This is a genomic window from Nocardioides asiaticus (assembly GCF_040049175.1).
In the GTDB taxonomy this organism is placed as follows: Bacteria; Actinomycetota; Actinomycetes; order Propionibacteriales; family Nocardioidaceae; genus Nocardioides; species Nocardioides cheoyonin.
Map to the genome: position 1 here is coordinate 135473 of NZ_JBDZDM010000005.1, position 22678 is coordinate 158150.

Annotated in this window: 23 protein-coding genes; 16 read left to right on the top strand and 7 right to left on the bottom strand. The window is 73.9% G+C overall.

The genetic code is table 11. The features are described from left to right. Positions 1-34 precede the first annotated feature (34 nt). From ABLE53_RS18190 to ABLE53_RS18220, 7 genes are all read left to right on the top strand, one after another. Positions 35-1225, top strand: a complete 1191-nt coding sequence (locus tag ABLE53_RS18190) for an MFS transporter (RefSeq protein ID WP_348860527.1) — start codon at positions 35-37, stop codon at positions 1223-1225. Positions 1226-1316: 91 nt separating this feature from the next. Then, the gene (locus ABLE53_RS18195) at positions 1317-2915 is read left to right on the top strand and encodes a carboxyl transferase domain-containing protein (protein WP_348860528.1); all 1599 of its coding nucleotides are present in this window, start codon (positions 1317-1319) and stop codon (positions 2913-2915) included. Positions 2916-2917: 2 nt separating this feature from the next. Then, positions 2918-4780, top strand: coding sequence for an acetyl/propionyl/methylcrotonyl-CoA carboxylase subunit alpha (locus ABLE53_RS18200; protein ID WP_348860530.1), 1863 nt, complete (start codon positions 2918-2920; stop codon positions 4778-4780). Continuing rightward, on the top strand, positions 4773-5732 hold the full coding sequence (locus tag ABLE53_RS18205; RefSeq protein ID WP_348860531.1) for a hydroxymethylglutaryl-CoA lyase: 960 nt from the start codon (positions 4773-4775) through the stop codon (positions 5730-5732). The genes ABLE53_RS18200 and ABLE53_RS18205 overlap by 8 nt, the downstream gene beginning before the upstream one ends. 54 nt (positions 5733-5786) lie before the next feature. Further along, positions 5787-6884 carry a hypothetical protein gene (locus ABLE53_RS18210; RefSeq protein WP_348860532.1) on the top strand — a complete coding sequence of 366 codons (1098 nt, stop codon included), beginning with the start codon at positions 5787-5789 and terminating at the stop codon, positions 6882-6884. Next, complete coding sequence (locus ABLE53_RS18215) at positions 6881-8014, top strand: hypothetical protein (RefSeq protein ID WP_348860533.1); 1134 nt, start codon at positions 6881-6883, stop codon at positions 8012-8014. Before ABLE53_RS18210 ends, ABLE53_RS18215 begins: the two co-directional genes overlap by 4 nt. Beyond that, positions 8011-9216 carry a hypothetical protein gene (locus ABLE53_RS18220; RefSeq protein ID WP_348860534.1) on the top strand — a complete coding sequence of 402 codons (1206 nt, stop codon included), beginning with the start codon at positions 8011-8013 and terminating at the stop codon, positions 9214-9216. The genes ABLE53_RS18215 and ABLE53_RS18220 overlap by 4 nt, the downstream gene beginning before the upstream one ends. Here ABLE53_RS18220 and ABLE53_RS18225 read toward each other — a convergent pair. After that, positions 9177-9869, bottom strand: a complete 693-nt coding sequence (locus tag ABLE53_RS18225; RefSeq protein ID WP_348860535.1) for an EcsC family protein — start codon at positions 9867-9869, stop codon at positions 9177-9179. The two genes, ABLE53_RS18220 and ABLE53_RS18225, sit on opposite strands and share 40 nt — an antisense overlap. Before the next feature lie 55 nt (positions 9870-9924). Between ABLE53_RS18225 and aat the strand changes: the two genes are divergently transcribed. Next, positions 9925-10641, top strand: coding sequence for a leucyl/phenylalanyl-tRNA--protein transferase (aat, locus tag ABLE53_RS18230; protein WP_348860536.1), 717 nt, complete (start codon positions 9925-9927; stop codon positions 10639-10641). A gap of 70 nt (positions 10642-10711) precedes the next feature. Further along, positions 10712-11668: a DUF2510 domain-containing protein gene (locus ABLE53_RS18235; protein ID WP_348860537.1), complete on the top strand. Its 957-nt coding sequence runs from the start codon at positions 10712-10714 to the stop codon at positions 11666-11668. 7 nt (positions 11669-11675) lie between these two features. Here ABLE53_RS18235 and ABLE53_RS18240 read toward each other — a convergent pair whose 3' ends face one another. Both ABLE53_RS18240 and ABLE53_RS18245 read right to left on the bottom strand, forming a co-directional pair. Then, a complete protein-coding gene (locus tag ABLE53_RS18240) occupies positions 11676-12002 on the bottom strand; it encodes a rhodanese-like domain-containing protein (protein ID WP_348860538.1) in 327 nt (108 codons plus the stop codon). Between the two features lie 11 nt (positions 12003-12013). Then, positions 12014-12877: an Fpg/Nei family DNA glycosylase gene (locus ABLE53_RS18245; RefSeq protein ID WP_348860539.1), complete on the bottom strand. Its 864-nt coding sequence runs from the start codon at positions 12875-12877 to the stop codon at positions 12014-12016. A gap of 112 nt (positions 12878-12989) precedes the next feature. Here ABLE53_RS18245 and ABLE53_RS18250 point away from each other — a divergent pair, with 112 nt between their 5' ends. The 4 genes from ABLE53_RS18250 to ABLE53_RS18265 are packed head-to-tail and all read left to right on the top strand — an operon-like array spanning position 12990 to position 15838. Next, positions 12990-14201 carry an AAA family ATPase gene (locus ABLE53_RS18250; protein WP_348860540.1) on the top strand — a complete coding sequence of 404 codons (1212 nt, stop codon included), beginning with the start codon at positions 12990-12992 and terminating at the stop codon, positions 14199-14201. Beyond that, the gene (locus ABLE53_RS18255) at positions 14201-14401 is read left to right on the top strand and encodes a hypothetical protein (RefSeq protein ID WP_348860541.1); all 201 of its coding nucleotides are present in this window, start codon (positions 14201-14203) and stop codon (positions 14399-14401) included. The genes ABLE53_RS18250 and ABLE53_RS18255 overlap by 1 nt, the downstream gene beginning before the upstream one ends. Next, a complete protein-coding gene (locus ABLE53_RS18260) occupies positions 14398-14976 on the top strand; it encodes a uracil-DNA glycosylase family protein (RefSeq protein ID WP_348860542.1) in 579 nt (192 codons plus the stop codon). Before ABLE53_RS18255 ends, ABLE53_RS18260 begins: the two co-directional genes overlap by 4 nt. Before the next feature lie 22 nt (positions 14977-14998). Beyond that, complete coding sequence (locus ABLE53_RS18265) at positions 14999-15838, top strand: EamA family transporter (RefSeq protein ID WP_348860543.1); 840 nt, start codon at positions 14999-15001, stop codon at positions 15836-15838. 10 nt (positions 15839-15848) lie between these two features. Here the strand turns inward: ABLE53_RS18265 and ABLE53_RS18270 are convergent, their stop codons facing one another. Then, positions 15849-18095 (bottom strand): LLM class flavin-dependent oxidoreductase, encoded by a 2247-nt coding sequence (locus ABLE53_RS18270; protein WP_348860544.1) that lies wholly within the window; start codon positions 18093-18095, stop codon positions 15849-15851. 64 nt (positions 18096-18159) lie between these two features. Here ABLE53_RS18270 and ABLE53_RS18275 point away from each other — a divergent pair, with 64 nt between their 5' ends. Then, positions 18160-18549: a winged helix-turn-helix transcriptional regulator gene (locus ABLE53_RS18275; protein WP_348860545.1), complete on the top strand. Its 390-nt coding sequence runs from the start codon at positions 18160-18162 to the stop codon at positions 18547-18549. 10 nt (positions 18550-18559) lie between these two features. Here the strand turns inward: ABLE53_RS18275 and ABLE53_RS18280 are convergent, their stop codons facing one another. Next, the gene (locus ABLE53_RS18280; protein WP_348860546.1) at positions 18560-19795 is read right to left on the bottom strand and encodes a cysteine desulfurase-like protein; all 1236 of its coding nucleotides are present in this window, start codon (positions 19793-19795) and stop codon (positions 18560-18562) included. A gap of 38 nt (positions 19796-19833) precedes the next feature. Here ABLE53_RS18280 and ABLE53_RS18285 point away from each other — a divergent pair, with 38 nt between their 5' ends. Continuing rightward, positions 19834-20652, top strand: coding sequence for a hypothetical protein (locus ABLE53_RS18285; RefSeq protein WP_348860547.1), 819 nt, complete (start codon positions 19834-19836; stop codon positions 20650-20652). Here the strand turns inward: ABLE53_RS18285 and ABLE53_RS18290 are convergent. Then, entirely contained in the window at positions 20649-21074 is a 426-nt protein-coding gene (locus tag ABLE53_RS18290) for a TIGR03668 family PPOX class F420-dependent oxidoreductase (RefSeq protein WP_348860548.1), read from the bottom strand. The genes ABLE53_RS18285 and ABLE53_RS18290 overlap by 4 nt on opposite strands. A gap of 20 nt (positions 21075-21094) precedes the next feature. Between ABLE53_RS18290 and ABLE53_RS18295 the strand changes: the two genes are divergently transcribed. Continuing rightward, a complete protein-coding gene (locus ABLE53_RS18295) occupies positions 21095-22108 on the top strand; it encodes an NADP-dependent oxidoreductase (RefSeq protein WP_348860549.1) in 1014 nt (337 codons plus the stop codon). On the opposite strand, the gene ABLE53_RS18300 is transcribed toward ABLE53_RS18295, so the two are convergent. Next, the gene (locus ABLE53_RS18300; RefSeq protein WP_348860550.1) at positions 22095-22661 is read right to left on the bottom strand and encodes a CGNR zinc finger domain-containing protein; all 567 of its coding nucleotides are present in this window, start codon (positions 22659-22661) and stop codon (positions 22095-22097) included. The two genes, ABLE53_RS18295 and ABLE53_RS18300, sit on opposite strands and share 14 nt — an antisense overlap. Between the last annotated feature and the right edge of the window lie 17 nt (positions 22662-22678).

Genomic DNA, 22678 nt, shown 5'->3' on the forward strand with positions numbered 1-22678 from the left:
ATGGATCGTCCGCATTCGGGTGTTGGGGGCAGGCGTGACCCAGCCCGCGACGCAGCCCGCCGCCCCGTCCGTCTCGACCCGCGCCGTCGCGCTCATCATGGCGGTCGCCTGCGGTCTCACCGTCGCGAACCTCTACTACTGCCAGCCGCTGCTCGACCTGATGGCGCAGGACTTCCACATCGCGCAGGGGACGGCGTCGCTGGTGGTCACGCTGACGCAGGTGGGGTACGCCGCCGGGCTGCTCCTCCTCGTCCCCCTCGGGGACCTGCTCGAGAACCGCCGCCTGGTCACCCGGATGCTGCTCGGCACCGCGCTCGCGCTCGCGATCGCGGCGGCGTCCCCGGTCTTCGGTCTCTTCCTGGCCCTCTCGGTCGCGGTCGGCGTCACGTCCGTGATCGTCCAGATCCTGGTGCCGCTCGCCGCGCACCTGGCGCCGCCGGGCCAGCACGGTCAGTACGTCGGCACCGTCATGAGCGGCCTCCTGCTCGGCATCCTCCTCGCCCGATCGGCCGCGTCCGGGATCGCCGAGCTGGTCGGCTGGCGCGGCATCTACGTCGTCTCGGCCGTCCTCATGGTGCTGCTCAGCCTGGTGCTGCGGCGGACCCTGCCGGTCTGGCGGCCCGACCACTCCTCGACGTACGCCGGCATGCTCGCCTCCGTCCTCCATCTCGTCCGCACCGAGCCGGTCCTGCGCCGCCGGGCGTTCGCCCAGGCGATGATGTTCGGCGCGTTCACGGCGTACTGGACAGCCATCGCCTATCAGCTCATCGACGAGCACGGCTTCAGCCAGGGCGAGATCGCGGTCTTCGCGCTCGTGGGGGCCGGCGGCGCCGCGGCAGCGCCGGTGGCCGGCCGCTTCGCGGACAAGGGGTACGCTGCCGGCGCCAGCGGCGTCATGCTCCTCGTCGCGTCGGCGAGCTTCGTGCTCGCCCTGGCCGGCCAGCACAGCTGGGTCCTGCTCGCGCTGGCGGCGATCGTCCTCGACTTCGCCGTCCAGTCCCACCAGGTGATGGGACAGCAGGTGATCTACGCACTGCGGCCGCAGGCACGGGCACGGATCAACACCGTGTACATGACCACGATCTTCATCGGCGGCTCGCTCGCCTCGCTGCTCACCGGCTGGCTGCACGACCACGGCGGGTGGAGCTCGGTCTGCGTCCTCGGGATCGTGCTGCCCCTGCTGGGGTTCGCGGTCTGGGCGTGGGGTCGCATCGGCGAGCGGTGAGTGGCGGCCTGACCGCGATCTCGGCCGCTGAACGACACCGGTTTCCCGACAGGGCCTTGTTGCGGAGGTTAATGAACGTTAACCTCCGATCATGCCCACTCTCCGTGAGCTCACCGACGAGCTGCGCGACCGGCTGGCGCGGGTGCGCCAGGGCGGCACCGAACGGGCCCGGCAGCGCCACACCGAGCGCGGAAAGCTCCTCGTGCGCGACCGGGTCGACACGCTCCTCGACCCCGGCAGCCCCTTCCTGGAGCTGAGCCCGCTGGCGGCGTACGGGATGTACGGCGACGGGCCGGATGACGCCTGGGCCGTGCCGAGCGCCGGCATCGTGACCGGGATCGGCCGGATCAGCGGCCGCGAGTGCGTCGTCGTCGCCAACGACGCGACCGTCAAGGGCGGCACCTACTACCCGATCACCGTCAAGAAGCATCTGCGCGCGCAGACGATCGCCGCCGAGAACCGGCTGCCCTGCGTCTACCTCGTCGACTCCGGCGGGGCGTTCCTGCCGCTGCAGGACGAGGTGTTCCCGGACCGCGAGCACTTCGGCCGGATCTTCTTCAACCAGGCCAACCTCTCCCGGCAGGGCATCCCCCAGATCGCCAGCGTGATGGGCAGCTGCACCGCGGGCGGCGCGTACGTTCCGGCGATGTCCGACGAGACCGTCATCGTCCGCAACCAGGGCACGATCTTCCTCGGCGGCCCGCCTCTGGTGAAGGCGGCCACCGGCGAGGTCGTCACCGCCGAGGAGCTCGGCGGCGGCGACGTGCACGCCCGCAGGTCCGGCGTCGTCGACCACCTCGCCGACGACGACAAGCACGCGCTCGAGATCGTGCGGGGGATCGTCGGGACGCTTCAGGATTCCCCGGCCGGCCGGGGAAACCCGACCTTGTTGGCCATCCAGACACCCCACAAGGTCGGATTTCCCCTGCCAGCCGGGGAAACCGAGGAGCCCCTCGAGGACCCCGCCACCCTCGCCGACGTGGTGCCGACGGACACGAGGACGCCGTACGACGTGCGCGACGTGATCCGCCGGATCGTGGACGGGAGCAGGCTGCAGGAGTTCAAGCAGCTGTACGGCGAGACGCTCGTGTGCGGATTCGCGCACATCGAGGGCCACCCGGTGGGGATCGTCGCCAACAACGGCATCCTGTTCAGCGAGTCCGCCCTGAAGGGTGCGCACTTCGTCGAGCTCTGCAACCAGCGCGGGATCCCGCTGCTCTTCCTGCAGAACATCTCCGGCTTCATGGTCGGCAAGGACTACGAGAACCGCGGCATCGCCCGCGACGGCGCGAAGCTGGTCACCGCGGTGGCGTGCAGCGTCGTGCCGAAGCTGACCGTGGTGATCGGCGGCAGCTTCGGGGCGGGCAACTACGGCATGTGCGGGCGCGCGTACGACCCGCGCTTCTTGTGGATGTGGCCCAATGCCCGGATCTCGGTGATGGGCGGCGAGCAGGCCGCCTCGGTCCTCGCGACGGTGCGGGGGTTCGACTCGCCGGAGGACGAGGAGGCGTTCAAGGCGCCGATCCGCGAGCAGTACGAGACGCAGGGGTCGCCCTACTACGCGACCGCCCGGCTCTGGGACGACGGCGTGATCGACCCCGCCGACACCCGCCGGGTCCTCGCGATGGCGCTCGCCGTCACGACCACGAGCCCGCCGCCGGCGCCGTCGTACGGTGTCTTCAGGATGTGAGGATGCCGATGGACGTCTCGACGAGCCCGACGACGGGGGAGATCCACACGCTCCTCGTCGCCAACCGCGGCGAGATCGCCCGCCGCGTCTTCCGCACGGCGCGGGCGCTCGGGCTGCGCACGGTCGCGGTCCACACCGACCTCGATGCCGCCGCTCCCCACGTGCGTGATGCCGACGTCGCCGTACGCGTGCCCTCCTACCTCGACGTCGACGCCGTCGTCGCGGCCGCGGTGGAGAGCGGCGCGCAGGCGGTGCACCCCGGCTACGGGTTCCTGTCCGAGCGGGCGGAGTTCGCCCGCGCGGTCGAGAAGGCCGGGCTCGTCTTCGTCGGCCCGCCGGCCGACGTCATCGAGCAGATGGGCCGCAAGGACGCCGCCCGCGAGATCGCGGTCCAGGCCGGCGTGCCCGTGGTGCCGCAGGGCGACACGGCGACCCCTCCGCTGCTCGTGAAGGCCGCGGCAGGCGGCGGCGGGAAGGGCATGCGCGTCGTCCGCGACCCCGCCGGCCTGGAGGAGGCGAAGGCGGCCGCCGCGCGCGAGGCGCTGAACGCGTTCGGCGACGACACGCTGCTGATCGAGAGGTACGTCGAGCGCGGCCGGCACATCGAGGTCCAGGTGCTCGCCGACGCGCACGGCAGCGTCATCCACCTCGGCGAGCGGGACTGCTCCACCCAGCGCCGCCACCAGAAGGTGATCGAGGAGGCGCCGGCGCCGACGCTCACCACCGAGCAGCGCGAGCTGGTCACCGGCAGCGCCGTCGCGCTCGCCCGGCAGGTCGGTTACGTCAACGCCGGGACCGTCGAGTTCCTCCTCGACGAGACGACCGGCGAGGCGTACTTCCTGGAGATGAACACCCGCCTCCAGGTCGAGCACCCCGTCACCGAGGCCGTGACCGGACTCGACCTCGTCGCCCTGCAGCTCGCCGTGGCGGGGGGCCGGCCGCTGCCGATCGCCCAGTCCGACGTACGCACCGACGGGCACGCCATCGAGGTCAGGGTGTACGCCGAGGACTCCTTCCACGGCTTCCTTCCCCAGGCCGGGACGGCGACACGGGTGCGCTGGCCGACCGGGGCGCGGGTCGACCACGCCCTCGAGAGCGGCCAGGTGGTGAGCACGGCGTACGACCCGATGCTCGCGAAGATCATCGTCCACGGCCCGGACCGCGAGGCCGCCCGGCGGGCGCTGGTGAGGGCGCTCGACGAGACGGCGGTGCTCGGCCTGACCACCAACACCGGCTTCCTCCGGGTGCTGGCGGCGAGCGAGGAGTTCCGGGACGCGGCGATCGACACCGCCTGGCTCGACCGCCACGACCTCCCCGCGCCCGACCCGACGCTCGCCCGGCAGATCGCCGCGCACGCGGTCGCGGAGCGGAGCAGGTACGCCGACGCCGGGCCGTTCCGGGCCGACGGGTTCCGCCTCGGAGGACCGCCGGCGCCGGTCGTCGTACCTCTCGACGAGCCGGTCACCGTCGGCCCGCTCCCGCCCGGGGTCGCCGAGCGAGCGACCGTCGCGATCCAGGGGCCGCGGGTCGAGGTGGTGCACGAGGGCCAGCGGTTCGTCTTCGAGCCCCCGGACCGCGTGGCCGGGCCGCACGCGCACGAGGGCGGCGGCAGCGTCGACGCCCCGATGCCGGGCACCGTCCTCGAGGTGCGGGTGGCTGAAGGCGACGACGTGGCCGAGGGGGACGTGCTCGGGGTGATGGAGGCGATGAAGATGGAGGTGTCGCTCAAGGCGCCGTTCGCCGGCCGGGTCACCAGCGTGGCCGCGGTCGTCGGGGCCCAGGTGGCACTCGGAGCGGAGCTGTTCGCCGTGGAGCCGGCGGAGGCGGCAGAGGCGGCAGAGGCTGAGGAGGCGGCGAATGACTGAGAACCTGACCGGGCTGCCCGCCGTCGTACCCCTCGACGGCCTGCCGCCGGCGGTGACGATCTACGAGGTCGGCCCCCGGGACGGCCTGCAGAACGAGCAGCTGACCATCCCGACCGAGACCAAGGCCGATCTGATCGCGCGGCTGCTCGGCGCCGGGCTCGCGCCGGTGGAGGCGACCAGCTTCGTCCACCCGAAGTGGGTGCCGCAGCTCGCCGACGCGGCGGAGCTCGAGCGCATGCTCGCTGACCGGCTCGGCGACGCCGCCCGCGGGCTCCCCGTCCTCGTCCCCAACGAGCGCGGCCTCGACCGCGCCCTCGAGCTCGGCCTGACCCACGTCGCGATCTTCGGCAGCGCGACCGAGACGTTCGCCAACAAGAACCTCAACCAGACCTACGACGGCCAGTTCGCGATGTTCGAGCCGGTCGTCTCCCGCGCCAAGGCGGCCGGCCTGACGGTGCGGGCCTACGTGTCGATGTGCTTCGGTGACCCGTGGGAGGGCCGGGTGCCGATCGACCAGGTCGTCACGGCCGGCACGCGGCTGCTCGACCTCGGCGCCGACCAGCTCAGCCTCGGCGACACGATCGGCGTCGGCACCGCGGGCCACGTCACCGCGCTCGTGGCGGCGTACGCCGACGCGGGGGTGCCGGTCGATCGGCTCGCGCTGCACTTCCACGACACCTACGGCCAGGCGCTCGCCAACACCCTCGCCGGCCTGCGCGCCGGCGTGACGACGTACGACGCCAGTGCCGGCGGGCTCGGCGGCTGCCCGTACGCCAAGAGCGCCACCGGCAACCTCGCCACCGAGGACCTCGTCTGGATGCTCGACGGCCTGGGCATCGAGCACGGCGTGGACCTCACGAAGCTCGTCGAGACGAGCGCCTGGCTGGCCCGCGAGACCGGCCGGCCGAGTCCCAGCGCCGTCGTACGCGCGCTGGCCCCGACACGCGATTAGCGCAGCCTCCTCCCGATAACGCCGAGCGGGCCCCGGTGGGTCACAATCTCCTGCATGACTCGCAGGGTCTACGTCCACGTCGGAGCGCCGAAGACCGGCACCACCTACCTCCAGGACCGGCTCTTCCTCAACCGCGCCCGGCTGGAGCGGGAGGGCATCGCCTACCCGATCGGGCTCAAGGACGACATGTTCGAGGCCGCCCTCGACCTGATCGAGCGTCCGTGGGGCGGGCTGCGCGATGAGGCCAACGGCGAGTGGGCCGCCCTGATGCGTCGCGTACGCCGCAACCCCGCCCCCACGATCGTGCTCAGCCACGAGATCCTGGCCGGCGCCCGGCCGCAGCACGTCGAGCGCGCCATGAAGGACCTCCAGGAGTTCGAGGTCCACATCGTCTACAGCGCCCGGGACATCGCCCGGCAGCTTCCCGCCGAGTGGCAGGAGCAGGTGAAGCACAACGGACGGAGCAGCTTCCGCCGCTATCTCCGGCAGGTCCGCAAGGCGAAGCAGACCCACGCCAACCGGTGGTTCTGGCGGGTCCAGGGGCTGCCCGACGTGCTGACCCGCTGGGGCTGCAACCTGCCGCCGGACCGGGTCCACCTCATCACCGTGCCGCAGCCCGGAGCGCCCAAGGACACGCTCTGGCTGCGGTTCTGCGACGTCATCGGGATCGACCCCTCGTGGGCGCCGGAGGAGAGCGACCGCCGCAACCCGTCGCTCGGCAGTGCGGAGACGACCCTGCTGCGGCGGGTCAACGCGCTCCTCCTCGACGAGGACTTCGCCGGCCAGGACTACCGCAAGATCGTCCGCGAGATCATCGCCCACCGCACGCTCGCCCAGCGCGACGACATGACCCGGGCGACCCTCCCGCCGGACGCGTACGACTGGGCCGAGGAGGTCGCCGACAGCTGGATCGAGTGGGCCCAGGGCGCCAAGATCGACGTCGTCGGCGACCTCGACGAGCTCCGCCCGGTCCGCCCGGTCGAGGGCACGGAGTGGGTCAACCCCGACAAGCCCCGGCCCCGCGAGGTGGCCGACGCCGCCCTCGACGCCCTCGTCGCCGTCATCCTCGAGGCCGGCCGGCGGCCGGACCCCGACATCGCGCTGAAGACCAAGATGGCCAACGTCGTACGTCGCGCCCGGGGCGGCCGATGAACGTCACCGCCACGGAGTCTCGGGGCTGGGGCTGGGCCGCGCACCTGCGCGCGGGCGGCACCACGCCGTGGGCCGCCTGGCGGGGCGAGGCACCTGCCGAGCCCGTCATGGCGGGCGCTCTGCCCGGCGCGGAGCAGCTGGAGCTGCTCCGCCGGCTCAACCTGACCGGGCCGGTGCCGCAGGCGCTGGCCGAGCGCGTGCTCACCACCACCGCCCCCGGCCGCGGGCGGCGCGGCCTGCCGCTCGCGGGTGACGGCCCGCCGCCGGCGTACGGCGTCGCGCCGGTCGACCCTGCCGGCCTCGGGTCCGCGGAGCTGCTGCGCGGGGCGAGCCTGCTGCTCGCCCAGGACCTGGTCGCCGGCGCCGTCGACCCCGAGCCGCGGTCGCGGTGGCGACGCCGCCTGCGCGCCCGCTACCGGATCGCCGGCGACGGCTGGCTCACCGGCCCGCTCCGCGACGAGCTGGGCCGGCGCGGACGGCCGGAGGGCGGACGCGGGATGACCGTGTACGTCGTCGGGGCGCCGGTCGACGAGATGCTCTGCGACGTGTGGACGGCCCGCTGCTTCGGCCAGGGCGTGGTCGCCTTCGACACCTGGCTGGACCGCGTCGTACGCCGGGGCGGGCTCCCGGCCCGTGCCGACCTGGTCCGGATCGCGCGGTGGTGGGTCGAACGGATCGGCCGGGAGCGGGTCAGGGTCGTCCTCGACCCGAACCGGCTCCCCGAGCTGCTCGGCACCCGTGGTCCGCTGCCCGGCCGGCCGCGGATCTCCGCGGACGCCGCGGAGGTCGCCCGCCAGGTCGGCCCGGCGCTCGCGTTGCTCGTCGGACCCGAGGAGCGGGCCCGGCTGCTGCGCCGCGGACTGCTCCCGCGGCTGCGCCGTGTCTCGCCGCCGACCCCGGCCTCACCGGCGCTCGCGGTGCCGGGCCGCCACCGCGACTGGGTCGCCACGCAGGCGAGGGCCCAGCGCGACGCGCTCGTCGCCGATGGCTACGATTTCTGTGGCGACCCAGACCTGTTGCTCCCGCGGCAGGCGGCCGCCCCGGCAGCCACCGGCCCCGCGCCAGACACGGAGCGGGCGCTGGCCCTGACCCTCCGGCTGCTGGTCGACGGACCGAGGAGGAACGCGTGAAGCGGGTGCTGCTCCACGTGGGCACGCCGAAGACCGGCACGTCGTACCTCCAGGACGTGCTGTTCCGCAACCGCGACCTCCTCGCCGACCACGGCATCCACTACCCGGCCGACCGGTTCGATGCACACTTCCTCGCCGCGCTCGACCTGATGACGATGCCGTGGGGCGGCCTCGAGGCGGAGGCCGTCGGTGCCTGGGAGCGGCTGGCCGCCGCCGTACGCGAGGTGCCGGACGGCGACACCGTCATCGTCAGCCACGAGATCCTCGCGAACGCCTCCCGCCAGCAGGCGGAGCGGGCCCTCGCGTCGTTCGGGGAGGGCTGCGAGGTCCACCTCGTCCTCTCGGTGCGCGACCTCGTCCGGCAGATCCCGGCAGAGTGGCAGGAGAACGTCAAGCACCGCAGCACGCTGACCTACCACCGCTTCCTGTCCCAGATCCAGGACCCGGCGCGGAGCACCAGGGTGGGTGCGTGGTTCTGGGGTGTCCAGGAGCTGCCCGACATCCTCGACCGGTGGGGGAGCCGGCTGCCGCCCGACCAGATCCATCTCGTCACCGTGCCCCCGCCCGGCAGCGACCGGGACCTGCTCTGGAAGCGGTTCAGCCACACCTTCGGACTCGACGGGCTCGACCTCGACCTGGCCGAGGAGCGGTCCAACCCGTCCCTCGGCGCACCCGAGACGGCGCTGCTGCGCCGGATCAACCTGAAGGCCAACGGCGTCGTCGAGCCGGCCGACTACCGCCCGCTGGTCCGCGAGCTGCTCGCCCACCGTGTCCTGTCGCGGCGGCGCGCCTCGCCCCGGCTCGCCCTGCCCCCGGAGATCGCACCGTGGGTCCAGTACCTCTCCCGGCAGTGGGTCGACGAGCTCCGCTCGCGGTCGTACGACGTCGTCGGCTCGCTCGACGAGCTCATCGGCAACCCGGGTGACCCGGCTTCCTACGCCGACCCCGACCGGCCCCGACCGCGCCAGGTCAACGGCGCCGCCCTCGACGTCATCGAGGCGCTCCTCGTCGAGAACGCCCGGCTCCGCCACCTCGAGCGGCGGCTGGGCGCCGAGCTCGCCGACACGCGCGAGGCGCTGCGCCGCTCGGAGGACGCCAACCCGCTGCGGCGGCTCTACCTCGCCCTCGAGCGGCGGGCCTGGGGCCGCGGGCTGCTGCGCGTCTACCGCTTCGCGCGGGGCAGGAGCTCGCGGGCGGCGTAGCGCCCGATCTGGTACGTCGTCCACGCGTCGGTGCCGGCACCGACCACGCCGCCGATCACGGGGATCCGCTTGCCGACGGTCGCCGCGAGCCGCTTGCCCGCGACCCGGCTGAGCATCTCGGCGGCGACCTCCGTGGCGACCACCTTGTCGAGCGCCGGGTCGTAGGCCGGCGCGGTCGCGATCGCCATCGGCGGGGCCGGCAGCTTCTTGCGCTTGACCTGCCGGGAGACCCGCTCGGAGCCGAGCAGGCAGACGAGGATGGCGTTCCGGGTCCGCGGGTCCTCGAGGTCGTAGCCGCGCAGGTGCGCGATCGCCGCCACCATCCGCGACTGGATGATCGCCAGCCCGCTCACGTTGGCCGGCACCGTCAGCGTCATCGTGGCGAGGCCGCCGAGGTTGGTCGCGAAACCGCCCGCCGAGGCGAGGGCGACGTGGTTCTCGATCACCTCGCGGACCGCCTTCCCGGTGTCGCCCTTCTGCTCCTTCAGCTGCTTCTCTGCCGCCGCGGCCGCACCGGGCAGCGGGCCGACGCCCACGATCGCGCGGTGGAGCGCCTGGCGGATGACACCCGAGGTGACGCCCGGCGCGAGCTCCACCAGCTTCGGGGCGAGCGCGCCGGCGGCCGTCGTCAGGGCCTTGCTGCGGTTGACCATGCCGCGATCCTACGGAGCGGTAGGTCGGCGTACGGCGTGCCGCTACCGTCGACTCGTGCCCTGCGAGCCCGAGCCGACCCGATGGGTCTTCGCCGACCTGCGCGACCCGCGCGCCGACGGCATGCTCGACGACCTCGTCGCGATGGGCGCCGACCTCGCCCCCGGCACCGTCCTGGCGGCGTACCGACGCGGGCTCTTCCCCATGCCCGGCGAGTCGGCACGCGACCCGATCCTGTGGTTCTCGCCGGTGGAACGAGGTGTGCTGCCGCTCCACGGGCTGAAGGTCTCCCGATCGCTGCGCAGGTCGACCCGCGACTTCGAGATCCGGATCGACACCGCCTTCGAGGGGGTCGTGGACGGGTGCGCCGACCCGCGCCGCCCGCAGGGCTGGATCGACGACCGGATCAGGGCGGCGTACGTCGAGCTGCACCGGCTCGGCTGGGCCCACTCCGTGGAGGCGTGGCGCGACGGCCGGCTGGCCGGCGGGCTGTACGGCGTGGCGATCGGCGGGCTGTTCGCCGGGGAGTCGATGTTCCACCGCGAGCGGGACGCGTCGAAGGTCGCGCTCGTCGGGCTCGTCGAGGCGCTCTGCGACGGACCACCGGAGGTCGTCGCCGACCGGCTCCTCGACGTGCAGTGGCAGACCCCCCACCTCGCCTCGCTCGGGGTCGTCGAGATCCCGCGGGCGGAGTACCTCGACCGGCTCGACCGAGCCCTCGCCCTGCCGCTCCCGCCGGCCTTCGCCGGCGCCGACGCCGGGCGCGACTGCTGAGGATTAGAACCCGCCCGGTCGGGGAAGGTGGCCTGCGCGCGCACCCGGCGCGCACGCGAAGGGGGGCACCATGAGCCAGACGCCGGCGGGTTGGTACCACGACAGCCACGGCACGATCCGCTGGTGGGACGGCAGCCAGTGGACCGAGCACACCCGGGAGGCGCCCGCGCAGCCGGCGGCGCCGCCTGCCTCACCGCCTGCCTCACCGCCGCCGACGGGTGGTACGCCGTCGCAGGACGCCACCGTCGTCCGCGGCGCGCCCATGCCGCCGGTGCCGCCGGTGCCGCCGGTGCCGCCGCAGCAGCCAGCTCGCCCGCAGCAGCCCGCCTGGCCCGTCGGTCAGCCGGGGCACCAAGGACAGCCCGGACAGCCAGGACGGATGGGACACCAGCCCCCGTGGGGTGCGGCGGCGTACGCCTCACCCGCCGGGGCCGGCCGCAAGCCGAGCCGCGGCATGATGCTCGGCGTGGGCGGCGGCATCCTCGCCCTCTTCATCGCGGCGATCGCGGTCGTCGTCGTGGTCGACAACAAGTCCGACGACGATCCCAGCCTGACGGCCAGCCACGCCGACCCGGTCGAGGCCAGTGCGTCCCCGAGCGCCGAGCCCGAGCCCGAGCCGAGCGAGGACCCCGAGCCGACCGAGCCGACCGAGCCGACCGAGCCCACCGACGAGCCGACAGAAGAGCCGACCGACCAGCCGACCGACGGGGGCGGCGGGGGCGGAGGGTCCGGCACTACCTACACGGTGGCGGACGTGAAGGGCGCCCCGACGAACGCCGGGGAGCAGCAGTTCTGCACCGCCTACCGCAAGATCAGCAAGATCGACCCGAGCGACACCGATGCGTACGAGAGGTACGAGTACGACCGCGTGCAGATCGGCACGCCGTCAGCGCTTCCCCGCGCCGGTCGCACCGGCTGGGAGCAGGAGCTGCTGACCGGTGCGAGCGACTTCGACCCGAGCGACTTCAAGCTCAGCTCCAAGGCCATCAAGGCGCTGACCGGCTGGATGATCGACCACTGCTACTGATCGGCGCTCACAGCACCGAGGGGGCATCGCCCGTCTCGCTCACCATCGGCCGGCCGGCGGCCTCCCAGTCGAGCATCCCGCCGGCGAGGTTGACGACGTCGTACCCCTGCTGCGCGAGATACAGCACTGCCTGCGCGCTGCGGCCGCCCGCCTTGCACACGACCAGGGTCTGGCCCTCCGGCACATCACCGAGCCGGGCGGGCAGCTCGCTCAGCGGGATGTGGACGGCGCCGTCGATGTGGCCGGCCTCCCACTCGTCGTCCTCGCGTACGTCGAGGACGGGCACGGGCAGCGGCTCGGGCACGTTGTCGAGCTCGATGGTGGGGATGCTCACGATGCAACAGGCTACTTCAGGAGCTTGGACAGCCGTCGGTCGGCGAGCGGCTTGCCGCCGGTCTGGCAGGTGGGGCAGTACTGCAGGCTGGAGTCGGCGAAGCTGACCTCGCGGACCGTGTCGCCGCACCGCGGGCAGGCCTGGCCGGCACGGCCGTGGACGGCGAGGTTGGACTTCTTCTCGCCCTTGAGCTCCGACATCGCCAGCCCGCGGGAGCGCTCGACCGCGTCGGCGAGGGTGGAGCGGAGCGCGTCGTACAAGACCTCCGACTCCTCCTCGTCGAGATCCGCGGGCTTGAACGGCGACATCCGGGCCGCCCACAGGATCTCGTCGGAGTAGGCGTTGCCGATCCCGGCGATCGTGCCCTGGTGGCGCAGGACTCCCTTGATCTGCTTGCGGCCCTCCTTGGCGAGGATCGCCCGGAACGCCTCGACGGTGAACTCGTCGGTGAGCGGGTCGGGACCGAGCGTGGCGATGCCGGGTACGCCGCCGGGCTCGCGCGCGACGTAGAGCGCGAGCCGCTTCTTCGTGCCCGCCTCGGTGACGTCGAGGCCCGCGCCGGAGTCGAGGACGATCCGGGTGGCGAGCCCGGACTTGCTGTTGGGCCGCGGCGGCACCGCCGGCACCTCGTCGCGCCAGCGCACCCAGCCGCCCCGGGCGAGATGGAGGACGAGGTGAAGCCCGGAGGCCTCGATGTCCAAGAACTTGCCGTGCCGCGTCACGTCGTCGACGAGCGTCCCCTCGATCGCCGACAGCGGCGGGTCGAAGGTCTTCAGCGCGCTGAAGGCGGCGATGTGGACCTTGGCGATCGCCCGGCCTTCGAGCCGCCCGCGCAGGTCCTGGGCGAGGGCTTCCACCTCGGGCAGCTCGGGCATGGCGCCCAGTCTACGGGCGCCGAGCCGCCACTAGGGCCGGTCGAGTCGTCCTTCGATGCGACTCGCTAGCGAAATCTAGGGCGGCCGCTAGAGAGGCGGATACGGTCCGATCATGGACCCGATCCGCAACCCGTACGCCCCCGGCGCGGGCCAGCGACCTCCCGAGCTCGCCGGTCGCGACGAGCAGCTGCGGGCCTTCGACGTCGTGCTCGAGCGGGTGGCGAAGGGGCGCCCGGAGCGCAGCCTCGTCCTGACCGGCCTCCGGGGGGTCGGCAAGACGGTGCTGCTCAACGCGCTCCGCTCCGCCGCCGTACGCAAGGGCTGGGGGACCGGCAAGCTCGAGGCCCGGCCCGACCAGTCGCTGCGCCGCCCGCTCTCCTCGGCCCTCCACCAGGCGGTCCGCGAGCTCGGCCACCCGGCCGGCGACCAGGTCGACCACGTGCTCGGGGTGATCCGCAGCTTCGCCCAGCGGGAGGCCGGCCCCCACGCGAAGCTCCGCGAGCAGTGGTCCCCGGGCATCGAGGCGCCCGCCGTACGCGGCCGGGCCGACTCCGGCGACATCGAGATCGACCTCGTCGAGCTGCTCAGCGACATCGGCGGGCTCGCCGCCGACGTCGGCAAGGGCGTCGGCGTCTTCATCGACGAGATGCAGGACCTCGGCCCCGACGACGTCTCCGCGCTGTGCGCGGCGTGCCACGAGATCAGCCAGTCCGGGCTGCCGGTGATCGTCGTCGGCGCCGGGCTGCCGCACCTTCCGGCGGTGCTGTCGGCGAGCAAGTCCTACTCGGAGCGGCTCTTCTCCTACCAGCGGATCGACCGGCTCACCCGCGAGGCCGCGGACCGGGCGCTCCAGGCGCCGGCCGGTGAGGAGGACGCGGAGTTCGAGACCGACGCCCTCGACGCGATGTACGCCGCGACCGGCGGCTACCCGTACTTCATCCAGGCCTACGGCAAGACCGTCTGGGACCTCGCGCCGCGCTCGCCGATCAACGCCGGCGACGTCGAGGTCGCCGCGCCGGAGGCCGAGCGCGAGTTGGCGGTCGGCTTCTTCGGGTCGCGCTACGAGCGGGCCACGCCGGCCGAGCGGGACTACCTGCGCGCCATGGCCGACGCGGCCGTGGAGCTCGCCGTGCCCGACGAACAGGGCGACGACGTCGGCACGGTCGCCACCGCCGACGTCGCCGCGGTGCTCGGCAAGAAGCCGCAGTCCCTCTCCCCGGCCCGCGACGCGCTGCTCAAGAAGGGCCTGATCTACTCCGGCGAGCGCGGCCGGATCGCCTTCACCGTCCCGCACTTCGGGCGCTACCTGCGCCAGCAGGGCTGATGTCCGACGCGCGCGACCCGGTCGCTCTCCTCCGTCGGTGGGAGGAGTCCGGCGGGATCTGGCGTGTCCTGTCACGTACGCCGGCGGGGCTGACGGTCAGCCTGCGCACCTGTACCGCGGGCGAGGAGGTGGACCGGCTGGTCTCGGCCGACCCCGCCCTGCGGGAGTACGTCGGCGACCGGTCGGCGAGCGACGAGTGACCCCGCTCGAGGAGATCCATGCGGCGATCGTCGCCGACCCCGACAACCGGTGGGCGACGGAGCAGGGCTGGGCCCCTCTCTACACCGCGCACCCGGCGGCGCGGGTGCTGATCGTCGGCCAGGCGCCGGGTCGGAGGGCGCAGGAGGCGGGCCGGCTGTTCGCCGACGCGAGCGGGGCGACGCTCCTGGGCTGGCTCGGTGTCGACGAGGAGACCTTCCGAACGCCCGAGCTCTTCGCGATCCTGCCGATGGACTTCTACTACCCCGGTCGCGGCGCCCACGGCGACCTGCCGCCGCGGAAGGGGTTCGCCGAGCGCTGGCACCCGCCGATCCTCGCCGAGATGCCCGCGGTCCGGCTCACCCTGCTGATCGGCGCCTACGCCCAGCGGCACTACCTCGGCCCGGGGCCGTCGCTGACCGACCGGGTGCGCGCGTTCCGCGACCATCTGCCCGACGTCGTACCCCTCGTCCACCCGTCGCCGCTGAACTTCCGCTGGCAGGCGCGCAACCCGTGGTTCGCCGAGGAGCTGTTGCCGGAGCTCCGGCGCCGGGTGGCGGAGGTCCTGGTCGCGTAGGCATCCGCTAGCGTCGGCGGTGATGAGTCCCGTCGTCGTTGCCGTGGTGCTGGCGTCGGCGGTGCTCCACGCGACGTGGAACGCGCTCGCGCACGGGATCCGGGACCGGCTGGTCGGCTTCGCCCTGATCGGCGTCGCCTACACCGTGCTCGCCGGCACGCTGTGCGCGTTCGTCGGGCTGCCCGAGCCGCGCGCCTGGCCCTTCGTCCTTGCCACCGTCGTGCTGCACGCGGTCTACAGCCTGGCGCTGTTCGCGTCGTACCAGCTAGGCGAGTTCAGCCAGGTCTACCCGCTGGCCCGCGGGACCTCGCCGTGGGTCGTCGCGGTCGTGACCGTGGTCGTGCTCGGCCACCGGCTGCCGGCCTGGGAGCTGGTCGGGGTCGTCGTGGTGTCGATCGGCCTGCTCTCGCTCGTGTTCGTCGGCGGGATTCCCGGCCGCGACGCGTGCCCGGCGCTCGGGGCGGCGCTCCTGACCGGGCTGCTCATCGCGGCGTACACCGTCGTCGACGGCCTCGGCGTCCACCGCACCTCGGTGTGGACGTACGCCGGCTGGGCGTTCTTCCTCGAGGGGCCGGTCATCCCGCTGGTCGCGCTCCGCGTACGCGGCCGGCGGCTGCTCGCCGACCTGCGGCCGTCGCTGTGGACGGGGCTGGTCGGCGGCGCCGTCTCGCTGGTGGCGTACGGCGCCGTCCTGTGGGCCCAGGCCCGCGGTGCGCTCGCGCCGATCGCCGCGCTGCGGGAGACCTCGATCATCGTCGGCTCGATCATCGGAGCGGTCTTCTTCCACGAGCGGTTCGGCCCGTGGCGGGCGGTCGCCGCGGCGGTCGTCGCCGCCGGGATCGTGCTCATCAACCTGGGCTGATCAACCTGGGCTAGGCGGCGCCCTCCTCGGCCGCGGGGTCGATGAAGAAGTTGTCCCGGAAGAGCCCGTCGGGGTCGTACCGCCGCTTGAGCTGCCGCAGTCGCGACAGGTGGCCGGTCGGGAAGGCCCGGGCGAGGACGTCGGGTCCCTGGTCGCTCTCGAAGCTGAGGTACATCCCCTCGAGGTGCGGCTCCAGCCGCCGCCACCACGGGTCGAGGTCGGCGGCGCGGGAGCCGAACGCGACGACGGAGAAGTTGGCGTCACGCCAGCCGTACGCCGTGGCCTCGCTCGGCACGTCGGCCACCGCGCCGCCGACCGACCGGATCTGGAAGAAGTACGACGCCCCTGCGTCGAGCAGCTCCGCGGACCGGGCCGCGAACTCCGGTGTCAGGTGCGCGAGCAGGCCCGAGTGCGCCAGCGGCTCGCCGGAGCCCTGCTGCGCTGCGCCGTCGTACAGCGCGCCCATGACCTGGTCGTAGCTGGCCACGCCGACCGACTGGTCGACCAGCGGGGCGATGCCGGCGACGCCCTGCAGCCGCTCGACGATCGTGTCGGGGTCGTCGGCGTCGACGACGAGGTACGCCTGCGCGTAGCGGGGGCTGCCCGGCTGTCCGGGCGCGAGGACGACCTCGCCGCTCACCGAGCGGTCGGCGGCCTCGAGCGCGTGACCCCAGCGGGTCAGGAACGTCGCGGTGTCGGTGGCGTCGAAGACGAGCTGGGCGAAGGCGACCCGCCCGACGCGGCGGGCGGTGAGCTCGAAGGAGACCGCGACGCCGAAGTTCGCGCCCGCGCCCCGCATCGCCCAGAACAGGTCGGGCTCCTCCTCGGTGCTCGCCCGGACGAGCTCGCCGGAGGCGAGCACGACGTCGACGGAGCGCAGGTGGTCGATGGTGAGCCCGTGCTCACGCGCGAACCAGCCGATGCCGCCGGTGGTCGCGAGCCCGCCGACCCCGACGCCGCCGTAGTCGCCGCTGGTGATCGCGAGGCCGTACGGCGCGAGCACCCGCGCCACCTCGATCCAGCGCGCCCCGGGGCCGAGGCGCACGTGGCCGGTCGCCGGGTCGAGCACCTCGATGCCGTTCAGCGCGCCGACGTCGACGACGAGGCCGCCGTCGTTGATCGACCGTCCGGACAGCCCGTGGCCCGCGCTGAAGATCCCGAGCGGCAGCTCGCGATGCCGGTCGGCGTACGCCACGGCGTCCTGGACCTCGGCGACCGTTCGTGGGCGCAGGACGAGGCCGGGCGCCCCGCCGCGGAGGTAGGACGAGGTGTAGCGCGCGTAGCCCGGGTCGCCCGGCTCGACGGCACGGTCGAGGAGCGACGCGGGTACGCCGTCGTAGTCGATGCCCGGCCGGCGCTTGGCGAGCGCGAAGGAGCTGCGGACCCGGTCGGCCGGCTCGCTGCCGCGGCGGGCGCGCTCGCGGGTCACCTGCTCGCGGACCGCCGGGACGACCTCCTCGGCGTACCGCTGCATCGGGTCCGGGTCGTCGCCCATCACGATGAAGACGCTGACGCCGTCCTCGAGCGCCATCCGGGCGAGATCCTCGGCCGAGACGTCCGGCGTGACGTTGAGCAGCCGGGTGATCTCGCGCGGGTCGCGCCCTGCGGCGGTGGCCGCCTCGTCGATGACGGCGTTGCCGCGCGGCAGGTCGCCGGGCTTCATGTACGGCAGCGACGGCAGCCACCCGTCGGCCTTCTCCCCGACGAGGCGGAGCATCCGGCGCTTGTAGGCCCCCAGCCAGATCGGGATCGGGTGGGCCGGCTCGGGACCGCGCTTGGCGCCGGCGACGTGGTGGTACTCCCCGCCGGCGCGCAGCGGCCGGCGCTCGGCGACGTCCCAAACACCGCGGATGACGTCGATCGCCTCGCTGAGCGCGTCGACGCCCTGCCCCGGCGTGAGCCGGCGGGCGCCCATCGCCTCGATCGCGTCCCAGAAGCCGCCCGCGCCGAGCCCCATCGAGAACCGGCCGCCCGAGAGCAGGTCGAGGCTCGCCGCGGAGCGGGCCAGGACGGCCGGCTGCCGCAGCGGGAGGTTCAGCACGTTGCCGGACAACCCGATCCGCTCGGTCCGCGCTGCCACCCAGGTCAGCAGCGTCCAGGTGTCGTGGAACGCGGGCAGATACGGGTGGTCCTGGAAGGTGACCAGGTCGAAGCCGAGCCGTTCGCTGAGCACCGCCAGCTCGACGGGCTGGTCGACGGGGGAGTTGACCGGGGTGATGAAGGTTCCGAACCGCAACGGGTGTCCGTAGTCGGGCATGCCCCCAGCATCGGCGTACGGCAAAGGGCTCGCCAGCCGCGCGTAAGGGACTTACTCTCGGTGAGTGACCACCCGACAGACCACCGTCCCGCCCGAGGCCGAGCGCGCGACCCGGCGCGCGGCGGAGCAGATGCGCCACCAGATCGACGACGAGATGTGTCGGAGCGCCAGCCGGATCCTCGAGCTGGTCGGCCGGCGCTGGAACAGCGGGATCCTGCTCGCCCTCGGGCGCGGGGCGAGCCGGTTCAGCGAGATCACCCGGTCCGTCTCCGGCCTCTCCGACCGGATGGCGTCGGTCCGGCTCAAGGAGCTCGAGCACGCCCGGCTCGTCGAGCGGGTCGTCGAGCCGACGACCCCGGTGAGCATCCACTACCGGCTCACCCGGCGCGGCCAGGAGCTCCTCGACGCGCTGCAGCCGATCTCCCGCTACGGCGTCCGGTGGGAGTCGCGCTGACGGACGCCGCTCAGCGGCTGGCGTACTCCCTGAGCGCGTCGAGCAGCCGGTCGACGTCGCCGCCGTCGGTGTAGGGGGCCAGCCCGATCCTCAGGCCGCCGGCGTCGCCGAGCCCGAGCCGGCGCGAGGTCTCGTAGGCGTAGAACGAGCCGGCCGGCGCGTTGACGCCGCGCTCGCCGAGGAACCGCCTGATCTCCTGCTCGTCGTGGTCGGCGAAGGTCACCAGGAGGGTCGGCGTACGCCGGACGGCGCGCGAGTGCAGCCTCGCCCCCGGCAACTGCGCCAGCGCCGGCTCGAGCCGCGCCAGCAGCGTGTCCTCGTGCGCCTGCAGCTCGGTGAGCGAGGCGACCAGCCGCTCGCGCCGGGACGCGTCCGGACCTGCCGCGCGGGGCGCGAGGTCGGCGAGGAAGTCCACCGCGGCCGCCGTACCGGCCATCAGCTCGTACGGCAGCGTGCCGAGCTCGAACCGCTCCGGCACCGCGTCGGTGGAGGGGAGCAGCTTGTCCGGGGAGAGCCGCTCGAGCAGGTCGGGCCGGCCGTAGGTGACGCCGCAGTGCGGGCCGAGGAACTTGTACGGCGAGCAGGCGAAGAGGTCGGCGCCGAGGGCGGGGACGTCGACGAGCGCGTGGGCGGTGTAGTGCACCCCGTCGACGTGGACCAGCGCGCCGACCGCGTGCGCCGCCGCGGCGATCGCGGCGATGTCGGGCATCGTGCCGATCAGGTTCGAGGCGGCGGTGACGGCGACCAGCCGGGTGGCGGGGGAGAGGACCTGCTCGACCTGGGCCGGGTCGAGCTCGGCGGTCTCCGGGTCGAAGTCGGCGAACCGCACGGTCGCGCCGACGCGCTCGGCCGCGATCACCCACGGCCGGACGTTGGCGTCGTGGTCGAGCCGGGTGACGACCACCTCGTCGCCTGGCCCCCACTCCTTGGCGAGCGTGCGGGCCAGGTCGACGGTGTTCTGGGTCATGCTCCGGCCGAAGATCACCCCCTCCGGCTCGACGCCGAGCAGGTCCGCCATCGCCGCGCGGCCGGCGACCACCGCGTCCTCGGCGTTGCGCTCGGCCGGGGTGACGTCGCCGCGGTTGGCGAGCGGGCGGGTCAGCGTGTCGTAGACCGCCTGCGCCACGACGTCGGGCGTCTGCGACCCGCCCGGTCCATCGAAGTGCGCGGCGCCCCCGTCGAGGGCCGGGAAGTGGGCGCGGATCGCCGCGACGTCGTACAACGCGCTGGTGCTCGTGTCGGTCACGGCCTTAGCCTGCCAGCCCGGTCGAGCGAGGAGACGAGATGGGGCGTACGGCGAGGCGCGTGCCGCTGTGGCTGCTGGCACCGGCGGCGGCAGCGGGCTGGTGGGTGGTCGGCTTCCTGCCGCGTGTGGTGCGCGGCGAGGCGCCCGGGCCGCTCGCCGCGGCGCCGATGGCGACGCTGGTGAGCTTCTGCCTCATCGGCGGCGTGGCCGGCGGTGCGGTGGCCGGCCTGCGTCGCGACCGGCGGACGGCGGCCGAGGGCGCCGTCGTCCTCGGCGTCGTGGCCGCCGCCCTCGTCGGGCTGGCGCTGGCCTCGCCCGAGGCCGCCCAGGACCAGCGGGTCACGACCGGACTGCGGGTCATCGGGGCGCTCGTGACGGTCGTGGGGCTCGGCCTCGGGCTGCTCGCCGCGCTCGGTCCGGCCGTCCTGCGCGGCGCCGCGCTGACCGCCCCCGCGGTGTGCCTGCCGGGCTGGCTCGACGAGCTGCTGCCGGGGGAGCTGGATGTGACCGTCGGCCGGGTGGTGCTGGCCCTCGCGCTCGCGGGCGCGCTGGCCGTGACCGTACGCCGCTCGGCGTACGAGCTGGTCGGCTGGCTGCCCGCCTGGCTGGTCGGCTGGACGATGCAGGCCGCGCTGCCGGCGCTGGTCACGGTGGCGGTCTACATCCGGCCGGGCTACGGGCTGGACGACGCGACGTCGCTGGTGCCGGTCGGCTGGGACTACCTGAAGGCCGCCTGGCGTACGCCGGACGCCCACCAGCCGGTGGCATGGGCCGGCGGGGCGCTGCTCGCTCTTCTCGTGGTCGCGTGGCGGCTGTGGGCGCGGTCCCGGGCGCCGCAGGCCGAGCCGAGCGACTAGTCCGCCGACGGATCCGTCGGCGGGGCCGCCGACCAGCCCGACCAGCGCTCCACGTCGACGACGATCACCGGTCCGGCGGGAGGGCGGCCGGCGTACTGGTCGTACTTCGCCACCAGCGGACCCACGTCGTACGTCTGGTGGACGGTGGCGGTGCCGTCGGCCCGCGCCCACCACAGCTGCGACCAGTCCTCGGCGTACTCGTCCACGAGGACGGCCACCCGCGGGCTCGCCTCGATGTCGGCGAGCCGTCGCAGCCGGGTGGTCGACTTCGGCTTGTGGTCCACCGCGGTGACGAGCCGGTCGCCCACGACGACGAAGACGATCGGCACCGGTCGAGGCACGCCGTCGGCGGACACGGTCGCGAGCCGCGCCACCCGGGCCGCGGCGAACCGCGCCCGCGCCCACGCCTCGTCCCGCCGCACGGATCCGACACTATGGCCTCATGCCCGACAACACGCAGGTCCTGCTCCGCTCCCGCCCGGTCGGCGAGCCCACCCCCGCCGACTTCGACATCGTGAGCGGCCCGGTGCCGGAGCCGGCGGAGGGCGAGGTGCTGCTCCGCACGGTCTACCTGTCGCTGGACCCCTACATGCGCGGGCGGATGAGCGACGCCGAGTCGTACGCCGCGCCGACCGAGGTCGGCGACGTCATGCCCGGCGGCACCGTCGCCGAGGTCGTCGAGTCGCGGGACCCCTCACTGGTGCCCGGCGACATGGTGCTCGCGTACGCCGGCTGGCAGGAGTACGCCGTCGCCCCGGCCCGTCACCTGCGCACGTTGGACCCGGACGCGGCGCCGGTGTCCACGGCCCTCGGCGTGCTCGGGATGCCCGGGTTCACGGCGTACGCCGGCCTGATGCTCCTCGGGAAGCCGAAGCCCGGCGAGACGGTCGTCGTCGCGGCGGCGAGCGGGCCGGTCGGCGCGACCGTCGGTCAGCTGGCCAGGATCCACGGCGCCCGCGCGGTCGGCATCGCCGGCGGCTCCGAGAAGGTCGCCCACGTCCGCGAGCTCGGCTTCGACGCGGGGGTCGACCACCGCGCGCCCAACTTCGTCGAGCAGCTCGCGGCGGCGACTCCCGACGGCATCGACGTCTACTTCGAGAACGTCGGTGGCGCGGTCTGGGACGCGGTGCTGCCGCGGCTCAACCTCTACGCGCGGGTGCCCGTCTGCGGGCTGGTCGCCCACTACAACGACACCGCGCTCCCGCCGGGTCCGGACCGGAGCGTGTCCCTGATGCGTCGCGTGCTCACCAAGAGCCTCACGATCAGGGGCTTCATCCAGAGCGAGTTCGCGCCCGACCACCTCGACGACTACCTGCGCCAGGCCGGGCCGTGGGTACGGGACGGCCGGCTGCGGTATCGCGAGGACGTCGTCGAGGGCCTCGAGAACGCGCCCGAGGCGTTCATCGGACTGCTGCGCGGGCGGAACTTCGGCAAGCTCCTCGTCAAGGTCTCCTAGACTTCCCGCTCGAGGAGCCGGTCCGGGCGCGGTGGGCGCGCACCCGGGCGCGGTTGCCGCAGGACAGGTCGCTGCACCAGCGCCGCCGGCCGGTGCGGTCGAGGTAGATGCTCGAGCAGGTCTCGTCGCCGCACCGGTGCAGATGGGCCAGGTCGTCGCCGGCGAGCGTCGACACCGCGTCGCGGACCAGCCGCGCCAGCGCCTCGCGCGCGGTCCGGGGCGGGCTGACCGCCAGCCCGGTCGCGGTCGACCGCGCCTGCAGGGGCGCGTCGTGGTCCAGCACCGCCTGCAGCGTGCGTACGTCGCCGGCCGCCGGGCGCCGGCCGTCGAGCGCGGCGAGCGTCGTGCTGTGGAGCGCCTCGCGGGTCCTACGCACCAGGTCGAGGTCGTCGTCGGTCACCGCGCCGGTGGGCTCGAGGCCGTTGGCGTGCAGCCACGCGCGGAGCCGCGCCGGGTCGGCGAGGTCGTCGGTCTGCACGGCGCGGTAGCGCCCGGCCAGCGTCGTCAGCAGGTCGAGCCAGGCCGCGCCGTTGCCGCTGCGGAACTCGCTCATACCACCCCATGTTAATG

Bases quoted from the DNA above. Each gene is read 5' to 3' on its own strand.
- ABLE53_RS18235 (WP_348860537.1), top strand. From the start codon at position 10,712: ATGAGCCAGACGCCGGCGGGTTGGTACCACGACAGCCACGGCACGATC.
- ABLE53_RS18200 (WP_348860530.1), top strand. From the start codon at position 2,918: ATGCCGATGGACGTCTCGACGAGCCCGACGACGGGGGAGATCCACACG.
- ABLE53_RS18250 (WP_348860540.1), top strand. From the start codon at position 12,990: ATGGACCCGATCCGCAACCCGTACGCCCCCGGCGCGGGCCAGCGACCT.
- ABLE53_RS18205 (WP_348860531.1), top strand. From the start codon at position 4,773: ATGACTGAGAACCTGACCGGGCTGCCCGCCGTCGTACCCCTCGACGGC.
- ABLE53_RS18265 (WP_348860543.1), top strand. From the start codon at position 14,999: ATGAGTCCCGTCGTCGTTGCCGTGGTGCTGGCGTCGGCGGTGCTCCAC.
- ABLE53_RS18295 (WP_348860549.1), top strand. From the start codon at position 21,095: ATGCCCGACAACACGCAGGTCCTGCTCCGCTCCCGCCCGGTCGGCGAG.
- ABLE53_RS18225 (WP_348860535.1), bottom strand. From the start codon at position 9,869: ATGGTCAACCGCAGCAAGGCCCTGACGACGGCCGCCGGCGCGCTCGCC.
- ABLE53_RS18215 (WP_348860533.1), top strand. From the start codon at position 6,881: ATGAACGTCACCGCCACGGAGTCTCGGGGCTGGGGCTGGGCCGCGCAC.
- ABLE53_RS18255 (WP_348860541.1), top strand. From the start codon at position 14,201: ATGTCCGACGCGCGCGACCCGGTCGCTCTCCTCCGTCGGTGGGAGGAG.
- ABLE53_RS18285 (WP_348860547.1), top strand. From the start codon at position 19,834: ATGGGGCGTACGGCGAGGCGCGTGCCGCTGTGGCTGCTGGCACCGGCG.
- ABLE53_RS18300 (WP_348860550.1), bottom strand. From the start codon at position 22,661: ATGAGCGAGTTCCGCAGCGGCAACGGCGCGGCCTGGCTCGACCTGCTG.
- ABLE53_RS18270 (WP_348860544.1), bottom strand. From the start codon at position 18,095: ATGCCCGACTACGGACACCCGTTGCGGTTCGGAACCTTCATCACCCCG.
- ABLE53_RS18245 (WP_348860539.1), bottom strand. From the start codon at position 12,877: ATGCCCGAGCTGCCCGAGGTGGAAGCCCTCGCCCAGGACCTGCGCGGG.
- ABLE53_RS18195 (WP_348860528.1), top strand. From the start codon at position 1,317: ATGCCCACTCTCCGTGAGCTCACCGACGAGCTGCGCGACCGGCTGGCG.
- ABLE53_RS18210 (WP_348860532.1), top strand. From the start codon at position 5,787: ATGACTCGCAGGGTCTACGTCCACGTCGGAGCGCCGAAGACCGGCACC.